The organism is Cetobacterium sp. ZOR0034, assembly GCF_000799075.1.
Lineage (GTDB): Bacteria > Fusobacteriota > Fusobacteriia > Fusobacteriales > Fusobacteriaceae > Cetobacterium_A.
Window position 1 is genome coordinate 22,444 of the sequence record NZ_JTLI01000029.1, and the last position, 25,185, is coordinate 47,628.

The 25,185-nt window shown below is 27.7% G+C and carries 19 protein-coding genes and 1 riboswitch; of the genes, 8 read left to right on the forward strand and 11 right to left on the reverse strand.

What is annotated here, in order from left to right; translation table 11 throughout:
• Window positions 1-57 precede the first annotated feature (57 nt).
• A riboswitch (cyclic di-GMP riboswitch) is annotated at window positions 58-133 on the forward strand.
• Window positions 134-175: 42 nt separating this feature from the next.
• On the forward strand, window positions 176-661 hold the full coding sequence (locus L992_RS06790; RefSeq protein ID WP_047395219.1) for a DUF4402 domain-containing protein: 486 nt from the start codon (window positions 176-178) through the stop codon (window positions 659-661).
• A 74-nt stretch (window positions 662-735) separates the two neighbouring features.
• Here L992_RS06790 and L992_RS06795 read toward each other — a convergent pair whose 3' ends face one another.
• The 5 genes from L992_RS06795 to L992_RS06815 all read right to left on the reverse strand — a co-directional run bounded on the left by L992_RS06795 (window position 736) and on the right by L992_RS06815 (window position 10,331).
• Complete coding sequence (locus tag L992_RS06795; RefSeq protein ID WP_047382710.1) at window positions 736-1,200, reverse strand: hypothetical protein; 465 nt, start codon at window positions 1,198-1,200, stop codon at window positions 736-738.
• A 69-nt stretch (window positions 1,201-1,269) separates the two neighbouring features.
• Window positions 1,270-6,303 carry a hypothetical protein gene (locus L992_RS06800; protein ID WP_047395221.1) on the reverse strand — a complete coding sequence of 1,678 codons (5,034 nt, stop codon included), beginning with the start codon at window positions 6,301-6,303 and terminating at the stop codon, window positions 1,270-1,272.
• A gap of 61 nt (window positions 6,304-6,364) precedes the next feature.
• Entirely contained in the window at window positions 6,365-9,073 is a 2,709-nt protein-coding gene (locus L992_RS06805; RefSeq protein ID WP_047395224.1) for a DUF11 domain-containing protein, read from the reverse strand.
• Window positions 9,074-9,135: 62 nt separating this feature from the next.
• On the reverse strand, window positions 9,136-9,567 hold the full coding sequence (locus L992_RS06810; protein ID WP_047395226.1) for a hypothetical protein: 432 nt from the start codon (window positions 9,565-9,567) through the stop codon (window positions 9,136-9,138).
• Window positions 9,564-10,331: a hypothetical protein gene (locus tag L992_RS06815; protein WP_047395228.1), complete on the reverse strand. Its 768-nt coding sequence runs from the start codon at window positions 10,329-10,331 to the stop codon at window positions 9,564-9,566. The genes L992_RS06810 and L992_RS06815 overlap by 4 nt, the downstream gene beginning before the upstream one ends.
• 366 nt (window positions 10,332-10,697) lie before the next feature.
• On the opposite strand from L992_RS06815, the gene L992_RS06820 reads away from it, so the two are divergent.
• Window positions 10,698-11,771, forward strand: coding sequence for a phosphatidylglycerol lysyltransferase domain-containing protein (locus L992_RS06820; RefSeq protein WP_047382700.1), 1,074 nt, complete (start codon window positions 10,698-10,700; stop codon window positions 11,769-11,771).
• 17 nt (window positions 11,772-11,788) lie between these two features.
• Window positions 11,789-14,413 carry a magnesium-translocating P-type ATPase gene (mgtA, locus tag L992_RS06825; protein ID WP_047395231.1) on the forward strand — a complete coding sequence of 875 codons (2,625 nt, stop codon included), beginning with the start codon at window positions 11,789-11,791 and terminating at the stop codon, window positions 14,411-14,413.
• 55 nt (window positions 14,414-14,468) lie between these two features.
• Here mgtA and L992_RS06830 read toward each other — a convergent pair whose 3' ends face one another.
• The 4 genes from L992_RS06830 to L992_RS06845 form a co-directional block, all read right to left on the reverse strand.
• Complete coding sequence (locus L992_RS06830) at window positions 14,469-15,149, reverse strand: polysaccharide deacetylase family protein (RefSeq protein ID WP_052193931.1); 681 nt, start codon at window positions 15,147-15,149, stop codon at window positions 14,469-14,471.
• A 106-nt stretch (window positions 15,150-15,255) separates the two neighbouring features.
• Window positions 15,256-16,815: a glycosyltransferase family 39 protein gene (locus L992_RS06835; RefSeq protein ID WP_047395233.1), complete on the reverse strand. Its 1,560-nt coding sequence runs from the start codon at window positions 16,813-16,815 to the stop codon at window positions 15,256-15,258.
• Between the two features lie 35 nt (window positions 16,816-16,850).
• The gene (locus L992_RS13115) at window positions 16,851-18,197 is read right to left on the reverse strand and encodes a cell wall metabolism sensor histidine kinase WalK (RefSeq protein ID WP_052193932.1); all 1,347 of its coding nucleotides are present in this window, start codon (window positions 18,195-18,197) and stop codon (window positions 16,851-16,853) included.
• Between the two features lies 1 nt (window position 18,198).
• Entirely contained in the window at window positions 18,199-18,873 is a 675-nt protein-coding gene (locus tag L992_RS06845; protein ID WP_047395235.1) for a response regulator transcription factor, read from the reverse strand.
• Window positions 18,874-19,061: 188 nt separating this feature from the next.
• Here L992_RS06845 and L992_RS06850 point away from each other — a divergent pair, with 188 nt between their 5' ends.
• The 5 genes from L992_RS06850 to L992_RS06870 are packed head-to-tail and all read left to right on the forward strand — an operon-like array spanning window position 19,062 to window position 23,831.
• Window positions 19,062-19,763 carry a glycosyltransferase family 2 protein gene (locus L992_RS06850; protein ID WP_047382694.1) on the forward strand — a complete coding sequence of 234 codons (702 nt, stop codon included), beginning with the start codon at window positions 19,062-19,064 and terminating at the stop codon, window positions 19,761-19,763.
• Window position 19,764: 1 nt separating this feature from the next.
• On the forward strand, window positions 19,765-20,037 hold the full coding sequence (locus L992_RS06855; RefSeq protein ID WP_047382692.1) for a lipid-A-disaccharide synthase N-terminal domain-containing protein: 273 nt from the start codon (window positions 19,765-19,767) through the stop codon (window positions 20,035-20,037).
• Between the two features lie 3 nt (window positions 20,038-20,040).
• Complete coding sequence (locus L992_RS06860) at window positions 20,041-21,078, forward strand: GDP-mannose 4,6-dehydratase (RefSeq protein WP_047395238.1); 1,038 nt, start codon at window positions 20,041-20,043, stop codon at window positions 21,076-21,078.
• A gap of 1 nt (window position 21,079) precedes the next feature.
• Window positions 21,080-22,402: a UDP-glucose/GDP-mannose dehydrogenase family protein gene (locus tag L992_RS06865; protein ID WP_047395241.1), complete on the forward strand. Its 1,323-nt coding sequence runs from the start codon at window positions 21,080-21,082 to the stop codon at window positions 22,400-22,402.
• A 22-nt stretch (window positions 22,403-22,424) separates the two neighbouring features.
• On the forward strand, window positions 22,425-23,831 hold the full coding sequence (locus L992_RS06870; protein WP_047395243.1) for a glycosyltransferase family 39 protein: 1,407 nt from the start codon (window positions 22,425-22,427) through the stop codon (window positions 23,829-23,831).
• A gap of 46 nt (window positions 23,832-23,877) precedes the next feature.
• On the opposite strand, the gene L992_RS06875 is transcribed toward L992_RS06870, so the two are convergent.
• Both L992_RS06875 and L992_RS13120 read right to left on the reverse strand, forming a co-directional pair.
• Window positions 23,878-24,474, reverse strand: a complete 597-nt coding sequence (locus tag L992_RS06875) for a class I SAM-dependent methyltransferase (protein ID WP_047384805.1) — start codon at window positions 24,472-24,474, stop codon at window positions 23,878-23,880.
• Window positions 24,458-25,183, reverse strand: a complete 726-nt coding sequence (locus L992_RS13120; RefSeq protein ID WP_052191856.1) for a phosphatase PAP2 family protein — start codon at window positions 25,181-25,183, stop codon at window positions 24,458-24,460. Before L992_RS13120 ends, L992_RS06875 begins: the two co-directional genes overlap by 17 nt.
• Window positions 25,184-25,185: the final 2 nt, after the last annotated feature.

A 25,185-nucleotide genomic window follows, 5' to 3' on the forward strand; every position in this document is an offset into this window, starting at 1 on the left:
TATACAATAAAAGTATTTGACTTTTTTTATTTTTTGTTATATTATTTTAATACAGTCTTTATATTTTGGCAAAATAAGGGAAACCTTATGACGCAAAGCTACAGGGTCTTTTAAATGACAGCCAGCTACACTTTATAGTGTAGTTGGTTTTTTTGTTTTTATTAGGAGGGAATTAATGAGAAAAATTTTAATGTTAAGCACTTTATTTGGGGTGGTGTCTCTAAATCTTTTATCAAATGAAGGACAGTCTAATCAAGCAATAATGCAGATTAATGCTAAGGTTTTAAAACCGCTAACAGTAAAAGCTGATAAAGATCTAGAGTTCGGCGATATTTTACCTGGAACTTTCAATCAAGCTTTTTCTAGTTTCTCGCTTCAAGGAGAATCTAATTCGAAAGTTAGAATAACTTTTGAAGGTGTAAAATCTGAAGGAGATAGTTTTAGAGTTCCTTTAAAAAATGGGAATAATACTTTCACAATTTTATTTAATTGTACTCAAATAAATAAACCTGGTGAATGGATTACTCCTGGAAATGATGTTATTGAATTATCTGACTCAGGAAAACAGATTCTGAATATTGCTGCTTCGACTGATGTAAGTCGTGACCAAGCTCCGGGAATATATTCAGGGAATTTCACTTTAAAAGCTCATTATAATTAATTGTCATAATCAAATTCACAATAAAAGACATCCTTCATAACAGTATAATTACTATTACAAAGGATGTCTTATTTTTATCTTTCAGCTCTTATTTCGCTTACAACTTCTAATAAAAACTTCTTACATTGATCATTTTTTATTGTATAATAAACCTCGTGTAATTCGTGTGATGGAAACTCTGCTAATAAAATATTCATAGCCATTCTATCTCTATAAATATCACTTCTATTTAAGCTTCTCTCTATTCTTCTTAGACTCTCTTCATCTTCTTCTAAAAGATTATCTACAATTGTATTTGCATTTTTTATCATAATATCTAGATTTGTTAATCTATCTCTACGATTTCTGACTTTGTTCTTCTCATAAAACTTCTTTCCTTTGTTTAACTCTTCTAAAAGACCAAAAAGATTTAATTCAGGATTTTTCTCTAATATATTTAATATCTTTCCGTATATTATATTACTCTCTTTATCCTCAGGACTTTGTTTTTCTAAAGCCATCATATATTTTTTTGAAATTTTTACTAATATCTCATTCATTGGAAATTCCTCCATAACATTTTCTCAGATTAATAGTATATCACATTTTCATAAAATAAATAACCTTTATTATTTTTCTTTAGGTAAATTATACACATCTACTATCTCTACTTTCTCTGGAGGTTCTTTCTTTCCATTTTCTTTAAATCTATCAAACATATCTCCTATATTCATTCTAAATCTTAGAAACAATCCTTGAGCTAATTCTCCATTTGGATCAAAATCTTTATCCCTAAAACCAACAAAATTATATCCTAAAGATAACCATAAATTACTTTTAAATATATAACCTAGTTCGAATCCTAAACCATAATCTATATTTTTTTCACTATCAAATAAAGTTGCCAAATTAATTCCAGCTGTCCAATTTTCAAAAATACTATAATTTAAAGTTCCTGCAACTAAGTATGCACTATAGTTTGTAGCTATGTTTTCATAATTACTTCTAATATTTTTAGCTCCTAAAGTCATAGTTGTATCAAAATTTTCATTAATTTTATAGCTGTGAGAACTTCTAAGAATATGTGTTAACTGTTTGTAATTATCATCAATTATATTACTTGAATAATTCATTTCATATTTATTCAATGAACTGTATTCTCCAGTTGAATCGTCTCTATAGGCTAAACCTAATAATAACCTATTTTCTTCTTTATTTTCTCCCTCTGTATAATATCTATTCTTACCAATAAAATATAGACTTTTATTAATTTTTCTACCGTAACCAAATTTGTTTAAAAAAGAATTTTTTGAACCAAATTCAAATTCTAAATCCCCTTTAATTCTAGTTAATGAATCCATTTCATAATCATAACCAACTGTTAAAGATGTAGATGATTTTCTTTCGTTTTCATCTTCAATTTTTTTAGAAACAGGATCTATTCTTTCAAAAGTTCCATAAATTGTAAGATTTTCATTTAATTCATAATTTCTTTTGAAGCCATATCCTACTTCTGGAAGTATTTTATTATCACTATTTTTTTCTCTATACTCAGAAAAAATTTCACTATTAAAATATTTACTGCTTCGAATCCCAAGAAGTGTTCTATTACTTTCATCTTCTGGATCAAGATAGTAATGTTCTCCCAAATTAGACATAATCTCTTGACGTAAATAAAATCCGGTTGTTTCATCAAATGTATAATCAAATCCTGAAGCAATTCTTCGATTCTCAGTTAATGATATATCTTGCTCGTATTCTAAAAAACCTCTAAATCTTTCGTAATCTTCTGGCTCCCATATGACTTTTCCACCCACTGTATTGGTTTCTAAGACTTCCATACTGTCTTTTTTGTAGTAATATTTTCCTCCAATTTCATAAGTAAATTCTCCTTTTTTAGGTAACTGAATCCCGTAGTAAATCTCATTTTTTTCATAAGCTCCACTACTATTTTCATCTTTTACAGAATTTATTTCAAGCTTTAGTATACTTTCATTTTTAAGCTTATATTCAAGATTAGTTTCTAATTTCTCTACACCTGAAGATGCTTTACTATCTGAATTAGAATAATCTTTATCTGCTTTTTCATAAATAGTTTTTACTTCCAAATTTTCATTTTTATATTTGTGATGAATTGAAGCTGCTGTTCCTATTTTATTTTCAAAATCTTTAGTTTGAGCAGCTTCAACAGTAAATCTATTTTTTTCATTTTCAAACACCATATAAATACCGTTCATTTCATATTTAGAACTTGTATTTTCATCATTTATGTACGAAGTCCCTATTTTTATTTTACTTGTTATATCATACTCTGCATTTACTCCATAAACAAAGTATTTATCTCCGTCATCCTCTGAAACTTCATAATTTATTTTAATAAACAATGGATTAAAATCAGAATCATATCCCATTATAGGTTCTGAAAAATATATTCTTCCCAAATCATAATCTATTGTATAACTTTGACCTCGGCTTAGAGATGTTTCTGATAAAACAGTCCCGTTTTTCTTACTGTATATGATTAAATTAACTTCTTCACTACCTTCTAATATATTTCTATTTGAAAGATTATATGGTCCTGATAGCCCCTTTCCTTGAATCTCTTCAATAACTTTTTGACTACTTGTTTTTGCTATAAACGTATTTATTTGAAAATTTCCTTCTTTTATACTCGACGAAGCTCCTGTTAATGTTCTTGAATATTCATTTAATCTTAATCTATCATCAAACATATTTGAAGTTTTATAATCTCCATACATTACATATGAATCTTGCTTTTCTATTTTTATATAAAGATCCTCTTTTGATTCACCTATATATCCTTTTATTGAATTATCACCATATATTGGATAATACTCGTCTGGATTTTCATATGCAAAGAATTTTTCATCTTCTTTAGCACTATCATATGTCATTGTTAAATAGTACTCATCTTTTACATGCCCTTGAGCAAAAACAGCTCCTCTGTAATTTATTTTATCCTTATATAAGTTATTTATTTTTTTCTCAAAGAAATAATTTTCAGCTGCTCCACCTTTTAAATTTATTCTTCCTTCAATAAGTCCATTCACAAATAATTCTTCTGTTTTTCCGAAAACTTCAAATTCAAACTCTTTTTCTACAGTTTCTAGTGTTACATTAAATTTAATTTTTTTCTTTCCTGGATCTGGTCTAAAATATATTTCACTTTCAGAGTTAGGCGGAATAACGATTTGCAATCCTCTTATTGCTGAGTTACGATCTGCTGTAACCCATTCCCCACCTCCAGATTCTAATATTGTTGTATTTAAAGAATATGGAATATCTAAACCATTTTCATCAGTTCCTTTAACTATAAATTTTTCAATATCGTCTTCATTTTCATTTTTTGGTAATTTTTCAAATTTTATTTTCGATAATTCTCCTCTTACTAAAACTTCTTTTTGAACACTCGCTCTTTCTATTCCAAATGGATCTAAAAAGCTAGCTTTTATCGTATTTTTTCCTTTTTCTAATTTTACTGATGAATACTCTAAGAAAAAAAGTGAATTTAAAGCTGAACTAGCCCGTAATCCTATATGATTTATATCAACTTCTTTGTTATTTACATAAAGATTAACTATTCCTCCAGATGGTGCTTTTATTTGAAATGTCATACTTTCTAAAACGACATCTCCATTTGAGATATTCATTATATCTAATGCATTATCTAGTTTTTCTATATCATTTGTTAATTGTTCAGCTGTTAATATATTAAACTTTCCTCTTAGATCTTCAACAACAACTTTTTTATCTTCATCTGAAGTCTCATCATCAGGTAAAATAGGCTTATTTTTAAATTCAATTGCTGCAAAACTATTTATTGTTCCTTTTTCTCCAATCTCTTTTTTTTCTGTGACTGTTGATGTACCTTTAAAACTTAATTCTTTACTCTCTACATTGTATATGTGCTCTTTTTTTGTATTTTCATCAATAAATTTTTTTCTTGTTTCTATTTTTTTTAAAATATTTTCACTATCAATATCTTTTTCTAATTGAAAAGCAAAGTTAGCAGTATACAATTGTGATTTTTTTAAATCCACAAATTGAGACTCACCATTTTCACTATGCTTCGAAGTCAATTTAACTCCTTTAATTCCTTTTATTAAACTCTTTCTATCTATTTTGGCTATATGTGTTGTCGCATCTTCTCCAAATATGCTATATTTCCCATTTTCATCAGTTATAGCAAAATCACCATTTTCTAAAAAAATTTTAACTCCTGGAATAACTTTATCCTTTTTACTGTCATATTTATTATCTAAATCTAAATCTAAATAAATCAAGCCTAAAATAATACCTTTTTCAGAAAAATTTTCTGTATCTATATTTACACCAACAGAAGCTAAATTAGATTCGCTTGTTGGATTTACATTATTATTCCCATAAATAACTGCTCTATTAATATTTTTTCCATGTTTTGAAGTTACTCCAACTTTAACCATATATTCTATTGTCAATAATGTTTCTTCAAAATATTTTTCTAAAAATTTAATTTCAAAAGAAAAAGTATTACCTTTTTCTTTTTTTAAATTATTAATCGTTCCTTTACTAACTTTTATACTTTCTTCTATTAAGTCAAATCCTCTTGGTAAAAAATCTCTAAAAATAAAACTTTTAAAACTTTCATCATCACTTATTTTAACATCTAATGTATATTTTATTAAATCTCCAACTCTAGCCGACTTTTGTTTTACTTTTTTCTCTAATAAAATTTTATTTTTTGACTCTAAAATAACCGTATTAGTTATACCCCCACAATCAATATCTCCAATTAAAACCGATACTCTAAACTCTCCAATCTTTGAATTATTAACAGCTTTTGCTCCATTTAGAAAAATATCTGTTAATATTTCTCCATCAACCTCTATTTCATCAGAATAAAAAGTTCCATCTTTTTCATTCAAATAAAATTTAACTTCTAAATCACCTATTTTGCCAATAACCTCATTGACTAATATATCATTACTTAGTTTTATTTTTAGACGAATTTTTTCTTTTAGAAGATTCTTAAAATTAATTTTTAAATTAGCTGTCAATATACCATCTACTGATAACTGTTGAACTGATTCATTCTCACCAGAAGGAGCTACTTGTATAGAGTAATCAATAAATAATTTATTTTTAACTTCACCCAAACTACTCCCATTATGAAAGGCCTCCAAAGAAAAATATCCCTCATCTAAATTCACGGCATTTTTTATATCAGTTCCATAAACAACTATTTTATATTTTTTTCCCCCCATTATTTCTATCAGTTTTGTTTTTAATAAAATATCACTTTCTTTAGGTATTTCTATAAATTCTTCTGTTCCATCTTCTTGTAAATAAAATTTAGATTTATATGGATAAAATCGACTATAAATATTTAGCTTAAAATAAAAAAATGAAGTGTTAAAGTTTGTTAAATCCAACTCTCCCACTACTGATATTTTGTTTTCAGCACTTAAATTCTGTTCGGATATATTACTACTATGAGTTTTAAATTTTATAATTCGATTTAATACATCTACTCTAACTTTATTACTAGATTTTTGAATATTTTCTCCTAATAAATATCCTGTATTTACTATTACATTTGAATATAAGCTAATATTAAAAAAAAGGAGAGTCACTAAAAATGAGAAATACTTCATTTTTTTCATATTGACCCTCCTTTTAATTTTATATTTTTAAAATAAGTTAATTTTAACTATATAACTTATTTTATGCGTCTCCCGATGGTAACGATGTTGGAACCTCATCTATCTTAACTTGGAAATAAAGTATAGCTCTTTCTTTAGGTTTTAATGTTCCTACATTCGCTACTATATCTCCTCTCTTTCCTAAACCTGGTTGTGTTTCAGCTACTTTAAAAGCTCCTGCCGTACCATTTGAATCAATAACTATGTAAGATGCAACATAATCTGTTCCTTCTCCTGGACTTGATACACCTGTTTTATGGTATTGAGTTGTATAGAATGGCACCGTATCTTTTATTTTTACATTTGTAGCATCTATTGCTCCATTATTTTTTATTTCAATCTTATAGTATATTGTTCCTCCTGGATTTGATCTTTGTGGACTTGTTGTATAATTTTCTGTTGGTGATAATTTTTGTCCTTTTATTATTGTTAAATCTTCAGCTAAGATTGTTGTTGTGTCTGTTGCCACTGTCACTGTTGCTGGAACTGAATATGTTCCTTGGCTTACATTTGGTGTTATTGTTGTTATATTGTTATCTCCTGCTGGAGCACCAATCGATGCAACAACTCTTGTAAAGATTTTAACTTCTTGACCTGGATTTAATCCATTAATTGTTGCAAAATCTCCAAATGGTGTATCTACTCCTAAATCGAAAACTCCATTTCCATTAGTATCTAAGAATATATCTGAAGCTGCCCAAGATTTTGTTTCTGATAATACTAAGAAGATATTACTTGAACTTCCATCCCCTTCTTTTACATTACCATTATTTTTTACAGTATGTGTATAAATAACTGTTCCACCAGCATAAGTTGATGATGTATTATTTGGAGTTATTGAAACATTTCTAATTGCATTTATGGTCATAGCATCATATTTAGTATCTCTTGCACCTGTCGTTAACGATGTTACTCTAAAGTATAGAGGAACTGTTTGAGCAACTGTATTCAGTGCTACAGATACTTCCGCGTCAACTCTTTGGCTAGTATTAGGCAGTATTGCTGACGTTACCGTTGATTCAACTCCACCACTTATCTTAAATTTAACTGATACACCTGTAGGCATAACTAAATTTGAGAAATCAGGCTTAGTACTTACCTCTAATTTAAATGTATCTGTTATGTATGAACTTGTATTATTTACATGTAAAACAAAGTTTGTAGTTTCTCCTGGGTTTAATGACTTTTGTGTAACAGGAGATGCTTCAGGTCCCAATCCTTTTCCTGGAGCGTTTGCATTTGTAGATAAACTATCAATATTTGTTAAATCCACTGTAGCTGCTGTAATTGTATTTAATGTATCTATTGCATTTACATTATACGCAGGTGTGAATGTACTTGTCGCAATTTTTTTAACAGTATAATTAGGTTGTGGATTTGCTATATTTTGAGGTAATTGTGCATATAAAACTACATTAATTACTTCGTTTATTCCTACTATTCCTGTATCTATTATTCCATCACCATTGTTGTCTAAAACAGGTTTTTCATTTTGCCCAGGTGATTGTAACATCATTCTAAATGTTGTTCCAACAGGGAAGAATTTATCAGCTACTGCTAAGTTATATATTTCTGGTGCATTTGCTGTATTTTTAAATACGTTTACGAATCTAATCTCTTGACCCGCTTGAGCATTTGTTACTGTCTCTCCTGTAAACTCTGCTTTTACATATTTTAGTACTGTATAATTTACAGTATTAGAATCTTTTGTAATTGTTTCTACTGTATCATTAAATTCAAAGCTTGCTTTATTTGGAATTGTTCCTATATTTTCATTTTGCTTTACTCTAACTTTGAATGATAATAATCCACCTGTCGATTCGATTGAAAAAGGAACTACAGTATCTAACCCAAAATTAATCTCTTTTTTATTATTAGCATTTGTAACAACACTATATGTTATTCCTTCTGCACTAAATGTATCTGTCAAAGGAACTACAGTATTGGAATTAAAGTCTTGCCATGTTGCACTATTTTCTAAGTACTCAAACTTTGTATTTAATTCATCTTTTAGAGCAAATGCTGATCCAGCTGTTAAAGAATCATTATATACCTTTAAGTAAACTGTTACTTCTCTCGCTACATCAGACGCTCCTGAAGCAGAACTCAAAGCTTTATAAACTCCTACGTTTGCATTTGCTGTAAAGTTAATTGTTTCAGTTACAAGTTTAGTTTTACTTGAGTCTCCTATACTCGCTGCAGTAATGTTTCCTGTTACTGATGGACCAGTATCAGTAACACTCGTTGGAACTACAACTAAGATACTTCTAGTTTCAAATGCTCCTACACCACTAATAGTACGCTTTCCATCAACTAATGGAATTTCAGTTTCATTTCCATCAATTATTCCATTATTATTAACATCTAAATAGATTTTTACTCCTCTTCCAGCTAAATAACTGTTAGTAATTAGGAAACTATCAGGTCCGTTACCTAAGTTTGTTAATGTATGATTAAATATTGCATTCTGACCTTTTGTTATAGTAGTTGTTCTATTGGGTTCTAAATTTAATGCATATGTTTGATTAATTGTTGTGATAACAATATTCGATTGAACTAGCTTATCTACTCCACCAAGTGTTTGGTATGTTAATGTAGCTTGGTTTCCTATATCAGCATTAGCAAACGGTATTGAACTTACTGCACCCATTGCAGAAGCATATGATATCATTCCTAAAACTGAGGTTGTCGCTAAAAGTGATTTAAATTTATTATTGCTTTTTTCTTTCATACGTCATCTCCTCTTTTAAAAGCTCTTAAAATTTATTAATAAAAACAAATCCATAAATTTATCTACTCACCTCCATTTAACTTAACCTGCATTTGTAATTCTAACTTCTCTCCTGGCTTAAGTTCATCAATATTCCATCCAACACCTAAATAACTAGATAGTTCAACTGGCTCTCCATCAACTTTGATTGGATATGGATAATAATCCCTTCCATTTATACTAACTAAATAGTTATCTGGTGTTGCTGTTTCTGGAACCAAAGATGTTCCTGTAGGTACAGGAATCGTAGGACTAAGATTTTTTATAATCTCCTCTTCCTGATTATCTATACTGAAGGTGTACTCTAAAATATCACCTGGAGATGCATTTTCAGCTGCAACTTTTTGTACATTTCCACTTTCATCTTTAATTAGTTTCGTACTCCCTAAATGTGTTTTCACTTCTCCAAAAACTGTAGATACAATTAAAACAAATAATAAAACTATTCTTTTCATAACTTTCCTCCCTCATTTTGTTTATTTTTTAATAATAAATCTAGTTTTAAATAAGCTTCGTTTAACTCATCTATATTAGATATCATTATGTTATAATTTTCAGCTATTGACCCTGATATATATTCATCTTTAATTTTATCAACTAAATATATAACCTTATTTCTTTTAAAAGAAATAACAGTTTGATATTCTGTCGCTTCTTTTTCTCTTAAAATCAAATTTCTAAGATTTCTTTCACCATCAAAAACCATAAATGAATCAAAAACTCTCACCTCATTTTTTTGTGGAAATTTTACTTCAATTTTTTTTTCGAAGGATTTTTCTAACAAATATTTACTCGAAAACTGATCAGTTTTATAAATCCAATCTGTTGCGTTCATTATTAATTCTTTAAATTGTTTGTAATCTATTCTAAGATTATCTATAAATACTTCTTTAGATTTTGTTTCTAAATTAATTAAAATTGCAATACTTAATATCAACTCATTATTAATACTTTCGTATAAAATTGGAATTACTAATTCTTTTCCAGTTATAAATGTTTTTACTGTTCCATTTTCATTTCCCATAAATTGATAACTTAATTTATCGTTATTTAGATATACTTTTTTTAAATTAATAGATAAACTTTCTAACTGTGAGTCTATTTTTTCTTGAATTCTATTCTCTACAGAAGTTTCTAATTTTACTTGCATATCTTTCTTGCCATCTTTATTACATCCTAAAAAAATTAGACAAAATAGAAGTATTATTAATCTTTTCATTCATTCCCCTCCATGTTCTTTTTTATTCCTATTTTCTTGCTCAATTTTACGGAATAAAAATGTCCGTTCCTTGTCTTTCTATCTTCATTTTTTATTTTTATATATTTAAAATTACATTTATTAAATTTATTTTTATCTATCAAAATAATATATATAAGGAATTTTCATAAAAAATAAAATTACTAAAACTTTTTTTCAAAAAAATTGAATTTTTTTATCAAATATTTTTTAATGTTTTTTTATGTACTTTTATTTATTTTTATTTTTCATATTTTTTGTTATATTAATAACAATTTTAAAAAGAATTTTCATTTTTTTTGGTATATAATTTCTAAATGATTAATTAATATTAAAGGGGGAATTCTTATGAAATGGTTAAACAAACTACTATATTTTTCAAATAAAAATCTGAATTCAACAAATCAAAAAATAACCGAAAATGACATTCAAAAAATTCAATATTGTCTATCTGTATCTAAAAATGAAAATGGCTTTCTAGCTCTTTTGAATGATAAAAAGTTCTTCTTTTATCCTGAAAACTCTGAAAATTGTTGTTTTATTATGTATGGTGAAAAAGGTAGCTCCTACATTGCTATGGGAGATCCTATAGGTTATGAGGAATTCTTTGAAAAAGCTATTAAAGAATTTAAAGAATTTTGTAAAAAAAGAGAGAAAAAATGTATTTTTTACGAAGTTGATCATTCTTATATTGGAAATTATTTAAAGAATAATATGATTATCTCAAAAATAGGTGAACGCGGGAAAATAATTCTTAAAAATTTTAGTCTTGAAGGCTCTGATATGAGAAAACTTAGATATTCATATAATCACTTAGCTAAAGATAACTATATCTTCAAAGTTATAACAAAACATAATAATTCTCATGTTTTAGAAACTCTTTCAAACATCTCAAAAGAATGGTTAAAAAGGAAAAATGCATCTGAAAAAAAATTTTCTATTGGACATTTTAATGAAGAGTATATCAAAAATTTTGATATAGCTATCGTTGAAAAAAATGGTGAAATTATTGCTTTTACCACTCTTTTTGGAACACCTAATAAGGAGTGTTTAACTCTTGATCTTATGAGACATAGAGGAAATCTTGAAAACGGAGTTATGGAATTCTTTTTTGTTTCTCTCATTCTTTATGCTAAAGAAAATAACTATGCGGCTTTTAGTTTAGGAATTGTTCCTCTTTCAGGAATAGATAAACATATTTTAACTCCATATAAAAGTGTAGAGCATTTTATTTTTAATCATGAAAAACACTTTTATAATTTTAAAGGTTTAAAACTATTTAAAGATAAATTTAAACCAGAATGGGAACCTGTCTACATAGCTTATGCTGGACATCTAATATTTCCTCTTGTATTAAAAGATATTGTTTCTTTAACTAGCGGTGGAATAGTTCAAGCAATTCATAAAACTGATGAATCATAATTTAAGGATGTGATTTTATGAAATATATCAGCTCTGAAAATAATAAACATGATAATAGTCCTATTTTGAAATTGTTCTCTCAAGCCAATATTGAAACTATTTTCTCAACTTTGAATACCTCATTAAGTGGCTTATCTAAAACCCAAAGTGAAACTTTATTAAAAGATATCGGAATAAATGAGATTGTAAAAGAAAAAGTAAAGCCTTGGTATATTCAACTTTTCTTAGCTTTTATAAATCCATTTAATTTAATTTTATCAATATTAGCTGGAGTTTCATTTTTTACAGATATAATCTTTGCTCAAAAACATGACCGCTCTTGGTTTTCTATAGTTCTTATTTTTTCAATGATTCTAGTCAGTAGTCTTATAAAATTTGTTCAAGAGTATAAATCTTCAAAAACTGCTGAAGCTCTAAAAAACCTTATTACAACAACTGTAAGTGTTATAAGAGATAATACTTCAGAAGAGATAAATATGAAACTTCTCGTTCCTGGTGACATTGTTAAACTTGCTGCTGGAGATATTATTCCCGCAGACATAAGAGTTATATCAAGCAAAGATCTTTTTCTTAGTCAATCTGCTCTTACAGGAGAATCCGCACCGATAGAAAAAAATTCAATTTTGCATTCTAGTGACTCTTCAATTGCCGATTTAACAAATATTTTACTTATGGGAACAAATGTCTTAAGTGGCAGTGCTACTGGTGTAGTGTTAGCAACTGGTAAAAATAGTTATCTAAATGCCATTGGTGAATCTTTGAAGAATAGTTCAACTACAAATAGCTTTGAAAAAGGAATTGATGATATCTCTAAGCTTCTTATTAGATTTATGATTATTATGGTACCTATTGTTTTCTTTATCAATGGTTATTTAAAAGGTTCTTGGTTTGAGGCTTTTCTTTTCAGTATCTCTGTTGCTATAGGATTGACACCTGAGATGTTACCTATGATTGTAACTGGTAATCTTACAAAAGGTGCCATTGAACTTTCAAAAAAGAAAACAATTGTAAAAAAACTTGATGCTATACATAATTTTGGTGCTATGAATATTCTTTGTACAGACAAAACTGGAACTTTAACTCAAGATAAAGTTGCTGTTGTAAAGTATATAAATTTCAATGGTGATGAGGATGATTATGTTTTATATCTAGCTTATCTTAATAGTTATTTCCAAACTGGACTTAAAAATCTTATGGATAGAGCCATTTTAGAGTTTGAAGAGGAACACTACGGAGTAAAACATGAGTTTAAAAAAGTTGATGAGTTACCTTTTGATTTCGAACGTAGACGAATGTCTGTTATTCTAGAGGATAATAACAGTAATCGATTTATGATTACCAAAGGGGCTATTGAAGAGATGCTACATGTTTCAAATTTTATTGAGATAAATAATATAACTCAGCCGATGAATCAAAAAATCAAAGAAAAAATTATAAATATTGTTTCTAAACTAAACGAAGATGGCATGAGAGTAATTGGAATTACTAAAAAATCTCTTTCTCAAAATAGAGAACTTAATTTTACAATTAAAGATGAATCTGAAATGAGTTTTATAGGAATGTTAGGTTTTTTAGATCCAGCAAAAGATGGTGTCAGTGATGTTTTAAAAAATTTAAATGAATATGGTGTGGATATAAAAATATTGACTGGTGATAATGAGCTTGTCACTCGAAAAATTTGTAAAGATATCGATTTGATAATAACTGGTTGCTTAAATGGAAATACACTCGAAGTTTTAAATGATACCCAATTGAAAGATTTATTAAAAACTACTAATATCTTCTGCAAACTTTCTCCGATAGATAAAAGTAGAATTATAAAACTTTTAAAAGATATGGGAAATACAGTCGGATATATGGGTGATGGAATCAATGATGCTCCGGCTTTAAAACAATGTGATGTAGGGATATCTGTAGACACAGCTATGGATATTGCCAAGGAATCAGCTCAAATAATTCTTTTAGAAAAAGATCTATCCGTTCTTTTAGAAGGAGTTATCGTTGGACGAAAAATATATACTAATATGATAAAATATTTAAAAATGACAGCTTCATCTAATTTTGGAAATGTTTTCAGTGTTGTTTTAGCAAGTGCATTTTTACCATTTTTACCAATGCTTCCAATACAGATACTTTTCCAAAACTTATTATATGATATATCTCAAATTTCTATTCCTTGGGACAATGTTGATAAAGAGGAAATTATTACTCCTAAAAATTGGAATGCTAAAAATGTTGCAAAGTTTATGATTTATATTGGCCCTCTTAGCTCTGTGTTTGATATATTAACATTCTTATTGATGTTTTGCATTTTTAAAGCCAATACTGCTGCTACTCAAGATCTTTTTCACACCGGTTGGTTTATTGAAAGTATTATCTCTCAAACTCTTATAATTCATCTTATAAGAACTAGAAAAATTCCGTTTATACAGTCTAATGCAAACGTAAAAGTTATTCTTTTAACAACTACAATTATGATGTTTGCTATATTTGTTCCTTATAGTAAACTAAGTACCACATTAGGGTTTGTACCTCTTGCAAGCAGCTACTATTTCTGGTTATTCTTAATAATCCTAGGGTATTTCTTAATAGTTCTAGTAATGAAAAAATATTTTATAAAAAAATTTAATGACTGGTTATAAATACTTAAAAATAAAAAGGAGATATCTTTTAAATCTTTAGATATCTCCTTTTTATTTATTTTTTATATGCATTGACTCTTAAAAGTTCATCTAACCGAACAAACTCATAATTCTGTTCTCTATAATATGGAATAAGAACTTTTAATGCTTCATATGATGTATATTTATCTGGCTGAGTATGCATAAGTATTATACTTCCATTCTTCGTTTGTTTTTTTTGTATCTCTACAATTTCTTTTACAGTTTTTTTAGAGTTCCAATCCTCCCCATCTACATTCCAAAGAATAATATCCATCCCTATTTGTTTTACGGCTAATTTTACATTTGCTGTATTTATTCCATAGGGTGGACGATATAATGTCGGGGTTAAACCTATTATATCACTTATATATAAATTAGTTTTCTCTATTTCTTTAACTATCTCTTCTTTTGATGCCTTCTGAAAATTTAAATGACTATAACTATGATTTAATACTAAATGTCCATCATCAAATGTTTTTTTTACTTGTTCTTTTTTAGCTTTTATATTTCTTCCTATAAAAAAGAAAGAAGCTTTTATCTCTTCCTCTTTCAATAAGTTTAAAATTTTAGATAAAGATGTATCATTCGGACCATCATCAAATGTTAAAGCTATCTTTTTTTCTGCACTGCCACCACAAAAATATATATTTCCAGCACCCCATGCTTTAGTAACACTTAAAATTAGTATCAATAAAATCGATAGTTTTTTTCTCATAACTTTCCCCCTATGTATCTATTCTTTGCTTTACTCCTCCCTTAAATACTTGTCATGTTATTTTTACCATCTTTATTATATATATCCTTGTTTGACTTTTATAATTCTATTTATTTATTATTTTATAAAGATAGATTAAATCATTACTATCACTAAATCTAGCATATGATTCTGTATACTCAATACTGTATTTATCTTTATTTTCAAAAGATGAATCTTTAGATAATATATAAAACTCTTCAGGTAACTCTGTCTTTTCCGTTAGTGGATAGATATTTTGCCCAACACTCCAAACATCATCAATAGAGAAATCAGAGGAATATATTTCAAAACTTTTTTTATTTTTTTGTAAAGTTTCTAAAGATTGTATAGATACACTTTTTTTGCTTCTAATATCTTTTTCTATTATCCATGTTAAACTAGAATTTACCAATATCAATGACAATCCAGTCAAATAGATAACTCGCTGTTTTAATATATTTTTATTTTTCGAATACGACTTAATCAGCACAAATAGTAAGACCAAAAATGGAATTGCTAAATAAAACATATTAAATCGTTTCCAAAATACAAGTCCAATTCCACCGATAGCTACAACAAATAACAACCAGCTTTGAACTCTAAATAATAATTTATCAAATTTCTCCAAGATATTCCAGTCTGTATTCAAATAATAGTTTAAAACCACCCCTATAGGAATTGAAGACACAATATAAATTGGGAACCCATATCTTTCCTTCTTCATTTTTACAACTGAAAGAAACAGAAACGTTAGAACTGTCCAAATAAATCCAAATTTAAAGATTTTATTTTTATTTTCGTTTTTAAAAGACCACTTTCTTAAAAATGTAGCTACTGAAAAGAATATCCAGCCACCCATAAATAGGAAATAGTTTAAGTAGAAAAAGAATCCTCTCACATGCTTGCTTGACCATGTATCCTTTTCTTTCATCATAACAGATAGAAACAAATCTTTATTCTCTATCAGCATAGCTATTGGCCAAATAGAAGCTAATGCAATTCCTATAGCTAAATACCCAGCTATTCTCCACTTATTAATTTTCAATGTTTTAAAACCAAAAATTACTCCATATGAAATTAAAAATGGAATAAACATTCCATACAAAGCAACGGGTCCTTTACTCAACAGTGATGAGCCTAAAAAAACTCCTGCTAAAAATAGATAAGTTTTTTTTTCGCTTCTCAGATTTTTAATTAAATAAGTTATCGAACCAAACATAAATATATATGGATATGCATCCCAAGCGTTTTCAGATCCAACTTTCGTCAACATAAATGTTGTACTTGCTATGAAAGCAGATATAAAGGCTAGATTATCATCTTTTGATAACTCTTGAACCATACGGTAAATAAAAAATATCAATAAAATAGAACAAAGTGCAACTGGAATTCTTAAAATCCATTCATCTGAAAAATTCCCACTCATTTTCATTACAATTGCAGTTAACCATGTTGGTAGAGGTGGCTTTTCGAAACGGTATTGGCCATTTAGAGTTGTCACAAGCCATTCATTATTAAGAACAATCTCTCTTGCTGTTATAAAGTTTCTAGATTCCATAAGGTCAGCTTTTCTAACCCAAATTGTTGAAAAAAATGAGATAAAACTCAACCCCAAAAGTGATAAAAGTTTTTTATCCTTAAACATAAACTCCTCCTAATTTTAAATAATTATGTAATCTTTTATAAGTCAAATAATAATTTTATTGTTGTCCCAATATTTGGAGTACTCGATATTCTTATATCTAATTTTAAAATATTAACTATCCTCTTAACTATAGACATTCCAAGTCCATGTCCTGCAATCTCCTTACTTCTAGATTTGTTAGCTCTAAAAAATCTATCATATATATGGTGTAACTCTTCTGGTGTCATTCCTATTCCTTGATCTTCTATTGTTAATTCTGCTCTGTTTTCCTCTTCATTATTTGAAAGAGATATTACAATAGGATTATCTTTTCCGTATTTAATCGCATTTTCTAAAAGATTTTTTACCAATAACTTTATTAATGCTTCATCAGATTTTATGATTGTGTATTCTGGGTTAAATATTATATCTGCTTTAGGATATTGATGCTTCAACCCAGATATACACCCTAAAATAATCTCTGAAAATTCAATCTCTTTTCTTTCGCTACGAATATCGGATTCTTTAGCTATAAAAAGAAGTTTTTCAATTAAAAGATTCATATTTTTAGTTTCGTCCTCTATTGAAATTAATGCTTCATTGAAAACTTCAGGATCTTTTTTTCCCCAACGTTTTATCATATCAATATAACCACTTATTATGAATAACGGCGTTTTTAATTCATGAGATGAGTTGTGAACAAATTCTATCTGTTTTTTATTTTGCTCATCAAGTCTAAGTAACATCTCCTCATAAGAATCTATAATTGTGTCAAACTCTTTAAAATAATTTGTTGGCTTTATAACTTCTAAATTTTCTAAAGTTATATTTGAATTTAATTTTTCTAATAATGAAAGCTGTTTATCAACTTTTTTCAAGAGGCGATTAAAAGCAAAACTCGAAATTGCAACAGTTACTATAAGCCCGGCCAGAAAAATATATATCATATCAAAGAAAAACTTTTTTTCGTCTCCTAAATTTTTTACAAGTATAACTGTAAACGTTTCTCCATCTCTATTTTTCAGTTCATTTTTTAAAACTAGATAATCATACATGTGAATATTTGTAACCTTATCTTCAATCGCAAAATTTAGAATCTTTTTATCTTGAGTTTCTGAATAGATATGATCTTTATATTTTATAGTTATCTTTAAATCTTCAAGGGATGGATTCTCAACTCTAAAAAGACTATTTACAAGGTCTCCTTCAAATATCTCCATAGATTTTGAACTTACCTCTTCTAAGATTTCATATTTCAAAAAAGCCATAGCATTTCTCATTGTATGCTTTGATGAGTTTATAAGATACTTCCCTGTTATTGAAAGGGATATTGTTAATACTGCTGCAAATAAACAGATTGTTTGAATCGAACTTCTTCTAAGAGTTCCAGAAAGTGTTTTCAAATTAATCCTCCTTTTTTAATGAATATCCAAAACCACGAATTGTTTTTATATATCTATTTTCAGGATCTAATTTCTTTCGAAGTGATTTTATATACATATCAATAATTTTTCCATCTCCAAAATAATCATACCCCCATACATTTTCTAAAATATTTTCTCTAGTTAAAACGAGATTTTTATTTACCATTAAATAGTGAAGTAAATTGTATTCAGTCTTAGTTAAAACAATTGCAACTCCATTTACCTCTACCTCTTTTGTTGTAAGATCTAATGATATCTCTCCAAACTTTAAAATTTTCTTATCCACTACTGATTGTTTATTTCTAAATATCACTCTCATTCTAGCTAAAAGCTCACCTATAATAAACGGCTTAGTTATATAATCATCCGCTCCTAAATCTAAAAGAGCAATCTTACTAAAAATTTCATCTTTTGCTGTCAAAACTATGATTGGAATGTTTGACTCTTTTCGAATCGTTTTACAAACCTCTTCTCCATCCATAAGAGGTAACATTAAATCTAAAAGAATCAACGAATAACTTTTCTCTCTAAATAATTCCAATCCCACTTTACCATTTTCTGCTAAATGTACATTATATCCTTCATGTATCAATTCTAACTCTAAATATCTTCTAATTTTTGGGTCATCTTCTATTATCAATATCTCTTTTTTCATTTAACATCATCCTCCATGTTGAATCATTTTTTATATTATAAAATAAAAAAGTAAAAAATTGGTAAAATTTATTTTTTTAGTCTCAAAAAGGATATTTTAATTTTTTTTGAAGAAATATAGGATATTTTTAAAAATTTACTAAAAATTTACTTTTTGAACTTATAATGGAAAAAAAACAGGAGGCAAGGATGGAAATATCAGCAGTAATACCCGTATACAACGAGAAGGATAATATTTTACCTATGGTTGAGAGAATCGAGACAGCATTTCAAAAAGGTTTTAAAAAATATGAGATTATATTTGTAAATGACGGTAGTAATGATGGAAGTTATGAAATTTTAAATAAGTTAAAAATAGAAAACTCTAACGTAAAGGTTTTTCATTTTGTTAAAAATAGTGGACAAAGTGCTGCTATTGATGCAGGTTTTCAAAGAGCTGAAGGAGATTTAGTTCTGATGATGGATGGAGATTTACAAACAGATCCTGAGGATGTATATAAGCTTTTAGAATATATTCCTGAATATGATGTTGTCAATGGAAGAAGAGCCACAAGAGAGGATGGTTTCAAAAGAAAATTAGCTTCTAAAATTGGAAATGGTTTTAGAAACTTTGTAACTGGCGATAATATTCAAGATACTGGTTGCCCTTTAAAACTATTCAAAAAAGAGGTTGTTAAATCATATAAGATGTTTAATGGAATGCATAGATTCCTACCTACTTTAGCAAAATACATGGGATATAAAGTAACAGAAGTTCCTGTAAGACACTACGATAGATTACACGGCGAATCTAAATATAAAGTTTTTGGAAGAGGATTCAAAGCTTTCAAAGATGTATTTGCAGTAAGATGGATGAAAAATAGAATACTTACATGGAAAATAGAGGAGTAATATGAATATAAACAATTGGAATATATTTTTAATAATTGGATTCATTGGACAAGGCCTTTTCTCAATGAGGTTTATTATTCAATGGATAGCGAGTGAGAAAGCAAAGAAAAGTGTAATTCCTTTTTCTTTCTGGATTTTTAGTTTACTTGGAAGTATTTTACTATTAATTTATGCTTTATATAAAAAAGACCCTGTTTTCATACTTGGTCAAGCACCAAATGTTTTGATTTATTCTAGAAATATATACTTAATAAAAAAAAGAGGAGTTGAATAATAAATGAAAATTCTTATAACAGGTACTGCTGGGTTTATAGGTTCACATCTTGTAGAAAAACTATTGAGTTTAGGACACGCAGTTATTGGAGTAGATAACTTCCATGAGTTCTATTCTTTAGATATAAAGATTAAAAATGTTTTAGAAAGTACAAATAAAATTGAATATCTTGATGAGATTTTATCAGAGGACAGTAAAGAGAAGAAAATAAACTCACTACTTCAAAAAGTAAACTCAAATGAATATTTTTTAGAGTACTGTGACCTTAAAGACGCTGAAAATTTAAATAAGATATTTAAAAATAATCAAATTGATATGGTTATAAATCTAGCTGGATTAGCTGGAGTTCGTCCATCTTTAGAAAATCCTATTGAATATGAAAAAGTTAATGTTGGTGGCTATCTAAACCTTTTAGAGTGTTGTAAAAAATACAATGTAAAAAGATTTATTCAAGCTTCTTCAAGCTCTATATATGGAGATAATAAAGTAGTTCCATTCAAAGAAACTGATATTGTAGACTTCGCTATCTCTCCTTATGCTGCAACTAAAAAATCGTGTGAAGTTTTAGGTCATGTTTATTTCAAACTTTATAATATTGATAGCTTACAATTTAGATTCTTTACAGTTTATGGACCAAGACAAAGACCTGATTTAGCTATTCACAAATTTATTGATAAAATTTATAAAGATGAGAGTATTCCTGTTTTTGGAGATGGAGAAACATATAGAGACTACACATATATTGATGATATCATTGACGGTGTTGTAAAAGGTGTTCAATATTTAGAAAAAAATAAAAATGTTTATGAAATCATAAATTTAGGTGAATCTGATGCTATCTCTTTAAACTTTATGATTGAAACAATTGAAAAACATATGAATAAAAAATCCAAAATAGATAGACTGCCAATGCAACCAGGGGATGTTAAAAGAACATTTGCAGAGATAGATAAAGCTAAAAACCTTCTAGGATATAATCCTACTACAAAGTTTGATGATGGAATCCAAAAGTTTATAAGATGGTATTTAGGAGGAAAATAGTATGAAAATCACAGTTATTGGAACTGGTTATGTTGGTTTAGTTCAAGGAGTTATTTTAAGTGAGTTCGGACATAAAATTATATGCTTAGATATAGACGAAAAGAAAATTGAAAATTTAAAAAATGGAATTATTCCAATATATGAACCTGGTTTGAAAGATATTTTAGATAGAAATGTAGAAGAAGGTAGACTAAAGTTCACAACAAATAAAGAGTATGCTTTAGAAAACTCTGAAGTTATTTTTATTGCTGTTGGAACTCCGCCTGCGGATGATGGGTCTGCTGATTTAACTTATGTTTTAGATTGTGCTAAAGATATTGGAAAAAATATAAAAGATTACGTTGTTGTTGTGAATAAATCAACTGTTCCTGTTGGAACTGGAGATCTTGTTGAAGAAACTATAGAGAATGAATTGCTTAAAAGAAAGTTAAATTTAGAATTTGATGTGGTTTCAAATCCTGAATTTTTAAGAGAAGGGAAAGCTGTTAATGATTGTCTAAGACCTGATAGAGTTGTTGTTGGAACAGAAAGTAAAAAAGCTCAAGTTATAATGAAAAAAATATATGATGTTTTATATATAAATAAAACTCCATTTGTCTTTACAAATAGAAGAACTTCTGAGATGATAAAATATGCCTCTAATGCATTCTTAGCTGTAAAAATATCTTTCATCAATGAAATTGCTTTATTAGCTGAAAAAGTTGGAGCTAACACACAAGAAATCGCTCAAGCTATGGGTATGGATGGTAGAATATCTCCTAAGTTTCTACATTGTGGACCTGGATATGGTGGGTCATGTTTCCCTAAAGATACAAAAGCTATTGTTGAGATTGGAAAAGAATATGGAGAGGATATGAGTGTTATCGCTGCTGCTATCTCAGCAAATGAAAAACAAAAACAAAAAATGGTTGACAAAATAATCAGAGAAATGAATGGAATCTCTGGAAAAACAATTTGTGTATTAGGATTATCATTTAAACCTGATACAGATGATGTTAGAGATGCACCAAGTATCGATATAATTAAAGGTTTGATTGAACATGGTGCAAATATAAAAGCTTACTGTCCTAAAGGAATTGAGGAAGCTAAGTGGAGATTGAAATCTTACAATGATAAAATAAAATATTATAAAGATGAAGAGAGTTGTACTCAAGATGCAGATGCGATAGTTTTAATGACAGAATGGAATCAATTTAGAGGAATTAATCTAGAAGAGTTGAAGAATAGAATGAATGATAATTTTTATTTTGATCTAAGAAATGTACATACTAAAAATTGCAGAGTAAGATCATTATTCAAATATTATCCAGTTGGGCAAAAATAAAACTTAAACTAGAGGAGAATTTATGTATCTAAAAATTGATGAAAACAAACAAAATAGAGAACGTTATAAACTATTTTTTATAATTTATTTTTTATTTATGATATGCCTCACTTTCTTTAGAGCCCCTGATTTAAGAAATGAACTAAAATATTTTTTAATTACAGATCAAATGTTAGCAACTAAGAACTTTGTAGTTTTAGGATATTTTAATGAACTTTATCCTGATAAGCCCCCAATTTATTTCTGGCTACTAGGAGTTATTAGAAGTATTAGCAAAGATTCTTTCTATCCATTGGCTTTAATATTTGGAAGTGTCATTCCTGCTTGGATTACAGGAATTTTAGGTTTTAAATTATTCAAACTTTATTGGAGTGAAAAAATGGCATATTTATCTCTTGCTATTTTTATAACACTTCCATATTTATTAGGTATCTCTTTAGTTCTTCGAATGGACTATCTAATGACTGCTTTCATTTTTGGAGCTTTATACATTTTCTTTAAATCATACTCTGAAAAAGATAAAAAGAAAATTAGTTTTCAAAATATATTTCTAATCTATCTATTTATAGCTCTTGGAGTTCTTGTAAAAGGTGGAGCAGCTATAGTTATTACTATACTTACAATTTTAACGTTTCTATATTTAGATAGAAATTTAAAATATTTAAAAAATATAAAACCAATATTTGGATTTGGAGTTATTTTAAGTATTCTAGGCTTTTGGCTTTTACTGATCTCAACTTCATCTAATGGGAATGAGTATATATCTCTTCTATTAGGTCAAGAAACTATTGGTAGAATGGTAAAAGCTAAAACTCACACAAGACCAATCTATTATTATATTAAAAATCTTATTTTCACGGTTTTGCCTCTAACACCATTTCTTGTGAGAGGTTCTATAAACAGTTTAAAAAATATAAAACTTAGACATAAATGGAAACTTGTGGATAAGATATCATTAAGCTTATTTCTACCTAATTTACTATTTTTCAGTTTAATAAGTGGGAAACTAGATATCTATTTACTTCCTCTATATTATGGAGTTGTTGTTATTGCCTTAAGATTTATAGAACACGAATGGAGTGGAACAAAAGAATCAATTTGTAAAAAAATATTATATATCAATGTTGGGATAGGAGTTTTATGTGCTGTTGCTCTTCCTTATTATAATAAAAATTACACTATGATGGATGCTATAAAGATATTGAAAGAAAACACTCAAAATGTTTATAGCTACAGATTTAATGATGCTAAAAATATTTTAACTGAAATTAATAAAAAATCTTTAGATGATCTACCATTAGACGAGCTATACAAAATAAATGAAGGAGAACTTCTGCTAGCAAGAAAAAAATATTATAAAGATATCCCACTTCAAAACTTTAAAGAAGTATACTCTAATAACGAATATATAATTTTAATCAGAGAATAACTTCAAACAAAAAAATCCTTCCCTTTTTTAGAAGAGAAGGATTTTTTTATTTTTCAGCTACTATAAATCTAACCACATCGCCTAACATTATATTTCGACTAGTTACCTTTGAAAAACCGGTATTTCTAATGGTTTTTTCAGTTTCTCTTATAAGAGATGTCCCTAATATAAGTTTTGTAAAAATATTTAAAAATCTAAGAGCTAAGTTTATTATTTCATTTTCACTTCTCATATGTTCTATAAAAACAGCTTTTCCACCAGGTTTAAGAACTCTATACACTTCAGCAATTCCTTTTTCAGGATTAGGAACTGTACAAAATACACACGAGGAAAATACTGAATCAAAAGTTTCATCTTCAAAGCTCATATTTTCAATATCCATATCCAAAAGAGTTATATTTTTCATATCCAATAACTTTGACTTTTTTTTAGCTAACTCTAACATTCCAATTGAAAAATCTATCCCTGTTACATCAGCATCTTTTGGATAATATTCTAAAGAAGCTCCACTTCCTATTCCAACTTCTAAAATTTTTCCATTTAACATTTGAACAGCATTTTCTTTTATACTTTTCATAGGCATATTTCGCTCTATCTTATCAAATAATTTTGCAATTCTGCTATACTTATCTTTTGTTTGCATAAACTCCTCCTAAAATTGTACCTATTACTGCACTTGTAAATACATCGCTCATCCAATGTGCTGATAAACAAATTCTTGAAACTCCTACTAAAATAGCTAGTAAAAAACACAATATTTTTATAGAGGTTTTTTGAGATTTAAAAGCTAAAAAAGAATAGCTACAAAATGCTACCATCGTATGTCCTGATGGAAATGACATATAAGTTCCTTTAAAAGGAATCTCTCTTTCTAAAATATCTTCAATAAAATAGAATCCAGAGCTGTTCCACTCTAAAAATGGACGACTTCTCATAAATATAATTTTTAAAATAGTTGATATACTCACACCTAAAATCATAACAATTATCATACCTAAACTAGTATTTTCTAATTTTACAATAGATTTTATTTTTGAATATAAAAACATTGGAAAAACTAGTAATGCAACATACTCTGGTTCACCTAGATGTGTAATTATTTTAAAAATCTTTGTATACTCTATATTTAAATCTGGATGAAGAGAAAAATATCCTGTAGGATACTTATTAGAAATAAAAAAAGCCATCTTTTTATCTATAAATAATATCAGAACAAGAATTAAAATCAAGTATAAAATTAAATACTTCAAATAATCTATTTTAAATTCAAATTTTACTGTTAATAAATCTCTTCGTTTTATAAAGATATAGCTAATCAAAAATATCAATAATACTATTCCTAAAAGTTTCATAT

Excerpts from the sequence above, each read along its gene's own strand:
- L992_RS06790 (WP_047395219.1), top strand. The coding sequence starts at position 176 with ATGAGAAAAATTTTAATGTTAAGCACTTTATTTGGGGTGGTGTCTCTA.
- L992_RS06795 (WP_047382710.1), bottom strand. The coding sequence starts at position 1,200 with ATGAATGAGATATTAGTAAAAATTTCAAAAAAATATATGATGGCTTTA.
- L992_RS06800 (WP_047395221.1), bottom strand. The coding sequence starts at position 6,303 with ATGAAAAAAATGAAGTATTTCTCATTTTTAGTGACTCTCCTTTTTTTT.
- L992_RS06805 (WP_047395224.1), bottom strand. The coding sequence starts at position 9,073 with ATGAAAGAAAAAAGCAATAATAAATTTAAATCACTTTTAGCGACAACC.
- L992_RS06810 (WP_047395226.1), bottom strand. The coding sequence starts at position 9,567 with ATGAAAAGAATAGTTTTATTATTTGTTTTAATTGTATCTACAGTTTTT.
- L992_RS06815 (WP_047395228.1), bottom strand. The coding sequence starts at position 10,331 with ATGAAAAGATTAATAATACTTCTATTTTGTCTAATTTTTTTAGGATGT.
- L992_RS06820 (WP_047382700.1), top strand. The coding sequence starts at position 10,698 with ATGAAATGGTTAAACAAACTACTATATTTTTCAAATAAAAATCTGAAT.
- mgtA (WP_047395231.1), top strand. The coding sequence starts at position 11,789 with ATGAAATATATCAGCTCTGAAAATAATAAACATGATAATAGTCCTATT.
- L992_RS06830 (WP_052193931.1), bottom strand. The coding sequence starts at position 15,149 with ATGAGAAAAAAACTATCGATTTTATTGATACTAATTTTAAGTGTTACT.
- L992_RS06835 (WP_047395233.1), bottom strand. The coding sequence starts at position 16,815 with ATGTTTAAGGATAAAAAACTTTTATCACTTTTGGGGTTGAGTTTTATC.
- L992_RS06845 (WP_047395235.1), bottom strand. The coding sequence starts at position 18,873 with ATGAAAAAAGAGATATTGATAATAGAAGATGACCCAAAAATTAGAAGA.
- L992_RS06850 (WP_047382694.1), top strand. The coding sequence starts at position 19,062 with ATGGAAATATCAGCAGTAATACCCGTATACAACGAGAAGGATAATATT.
- L992_RS06855 (WP_047382692.1), top strand. The coding sequence starts at position 19,765 with ATGAATATAAACAATTGGAATATATTTTTAATAATTGGATTCATTGGA.
- L992_RS06860 (WP_047395238.1), top strand. The coding sequence starts at position 20,041 with ATGAAAATTCTTATAACAGGTACTGCTGGGTTTATAGGTTCACATCTT.
- L992_RS06865 (WP_047395241.1), top strand. The coding sequence starts at position 21,080 with ATGAAAATCACAGTTATTGGAACTGGTTATGTTGGTTTAGTTCAAGGA.
- L992_RS06870 (WP_047395243.1), top strand. The coding sequence starts at position 22,425 with ATGTATCTAAAAATTGATGAAAACAAACAAAATAGAGAACGTTATAAA.
- L992_RS06875 (WP_047384805.1), bottom strand. The coding sequence starts at position 24,474 with ATGCAAACAAAAGATAAGTATAGCAGAATTGCAAAATTATTTGATAAG.
- L992_RS13120 (WP_052191856.1), bottom strand. The coding sequence starts at position 25,183 with ATGAAACTTTTAGGAATAGTATTATTGATATTTTTGATTAGCTATATC.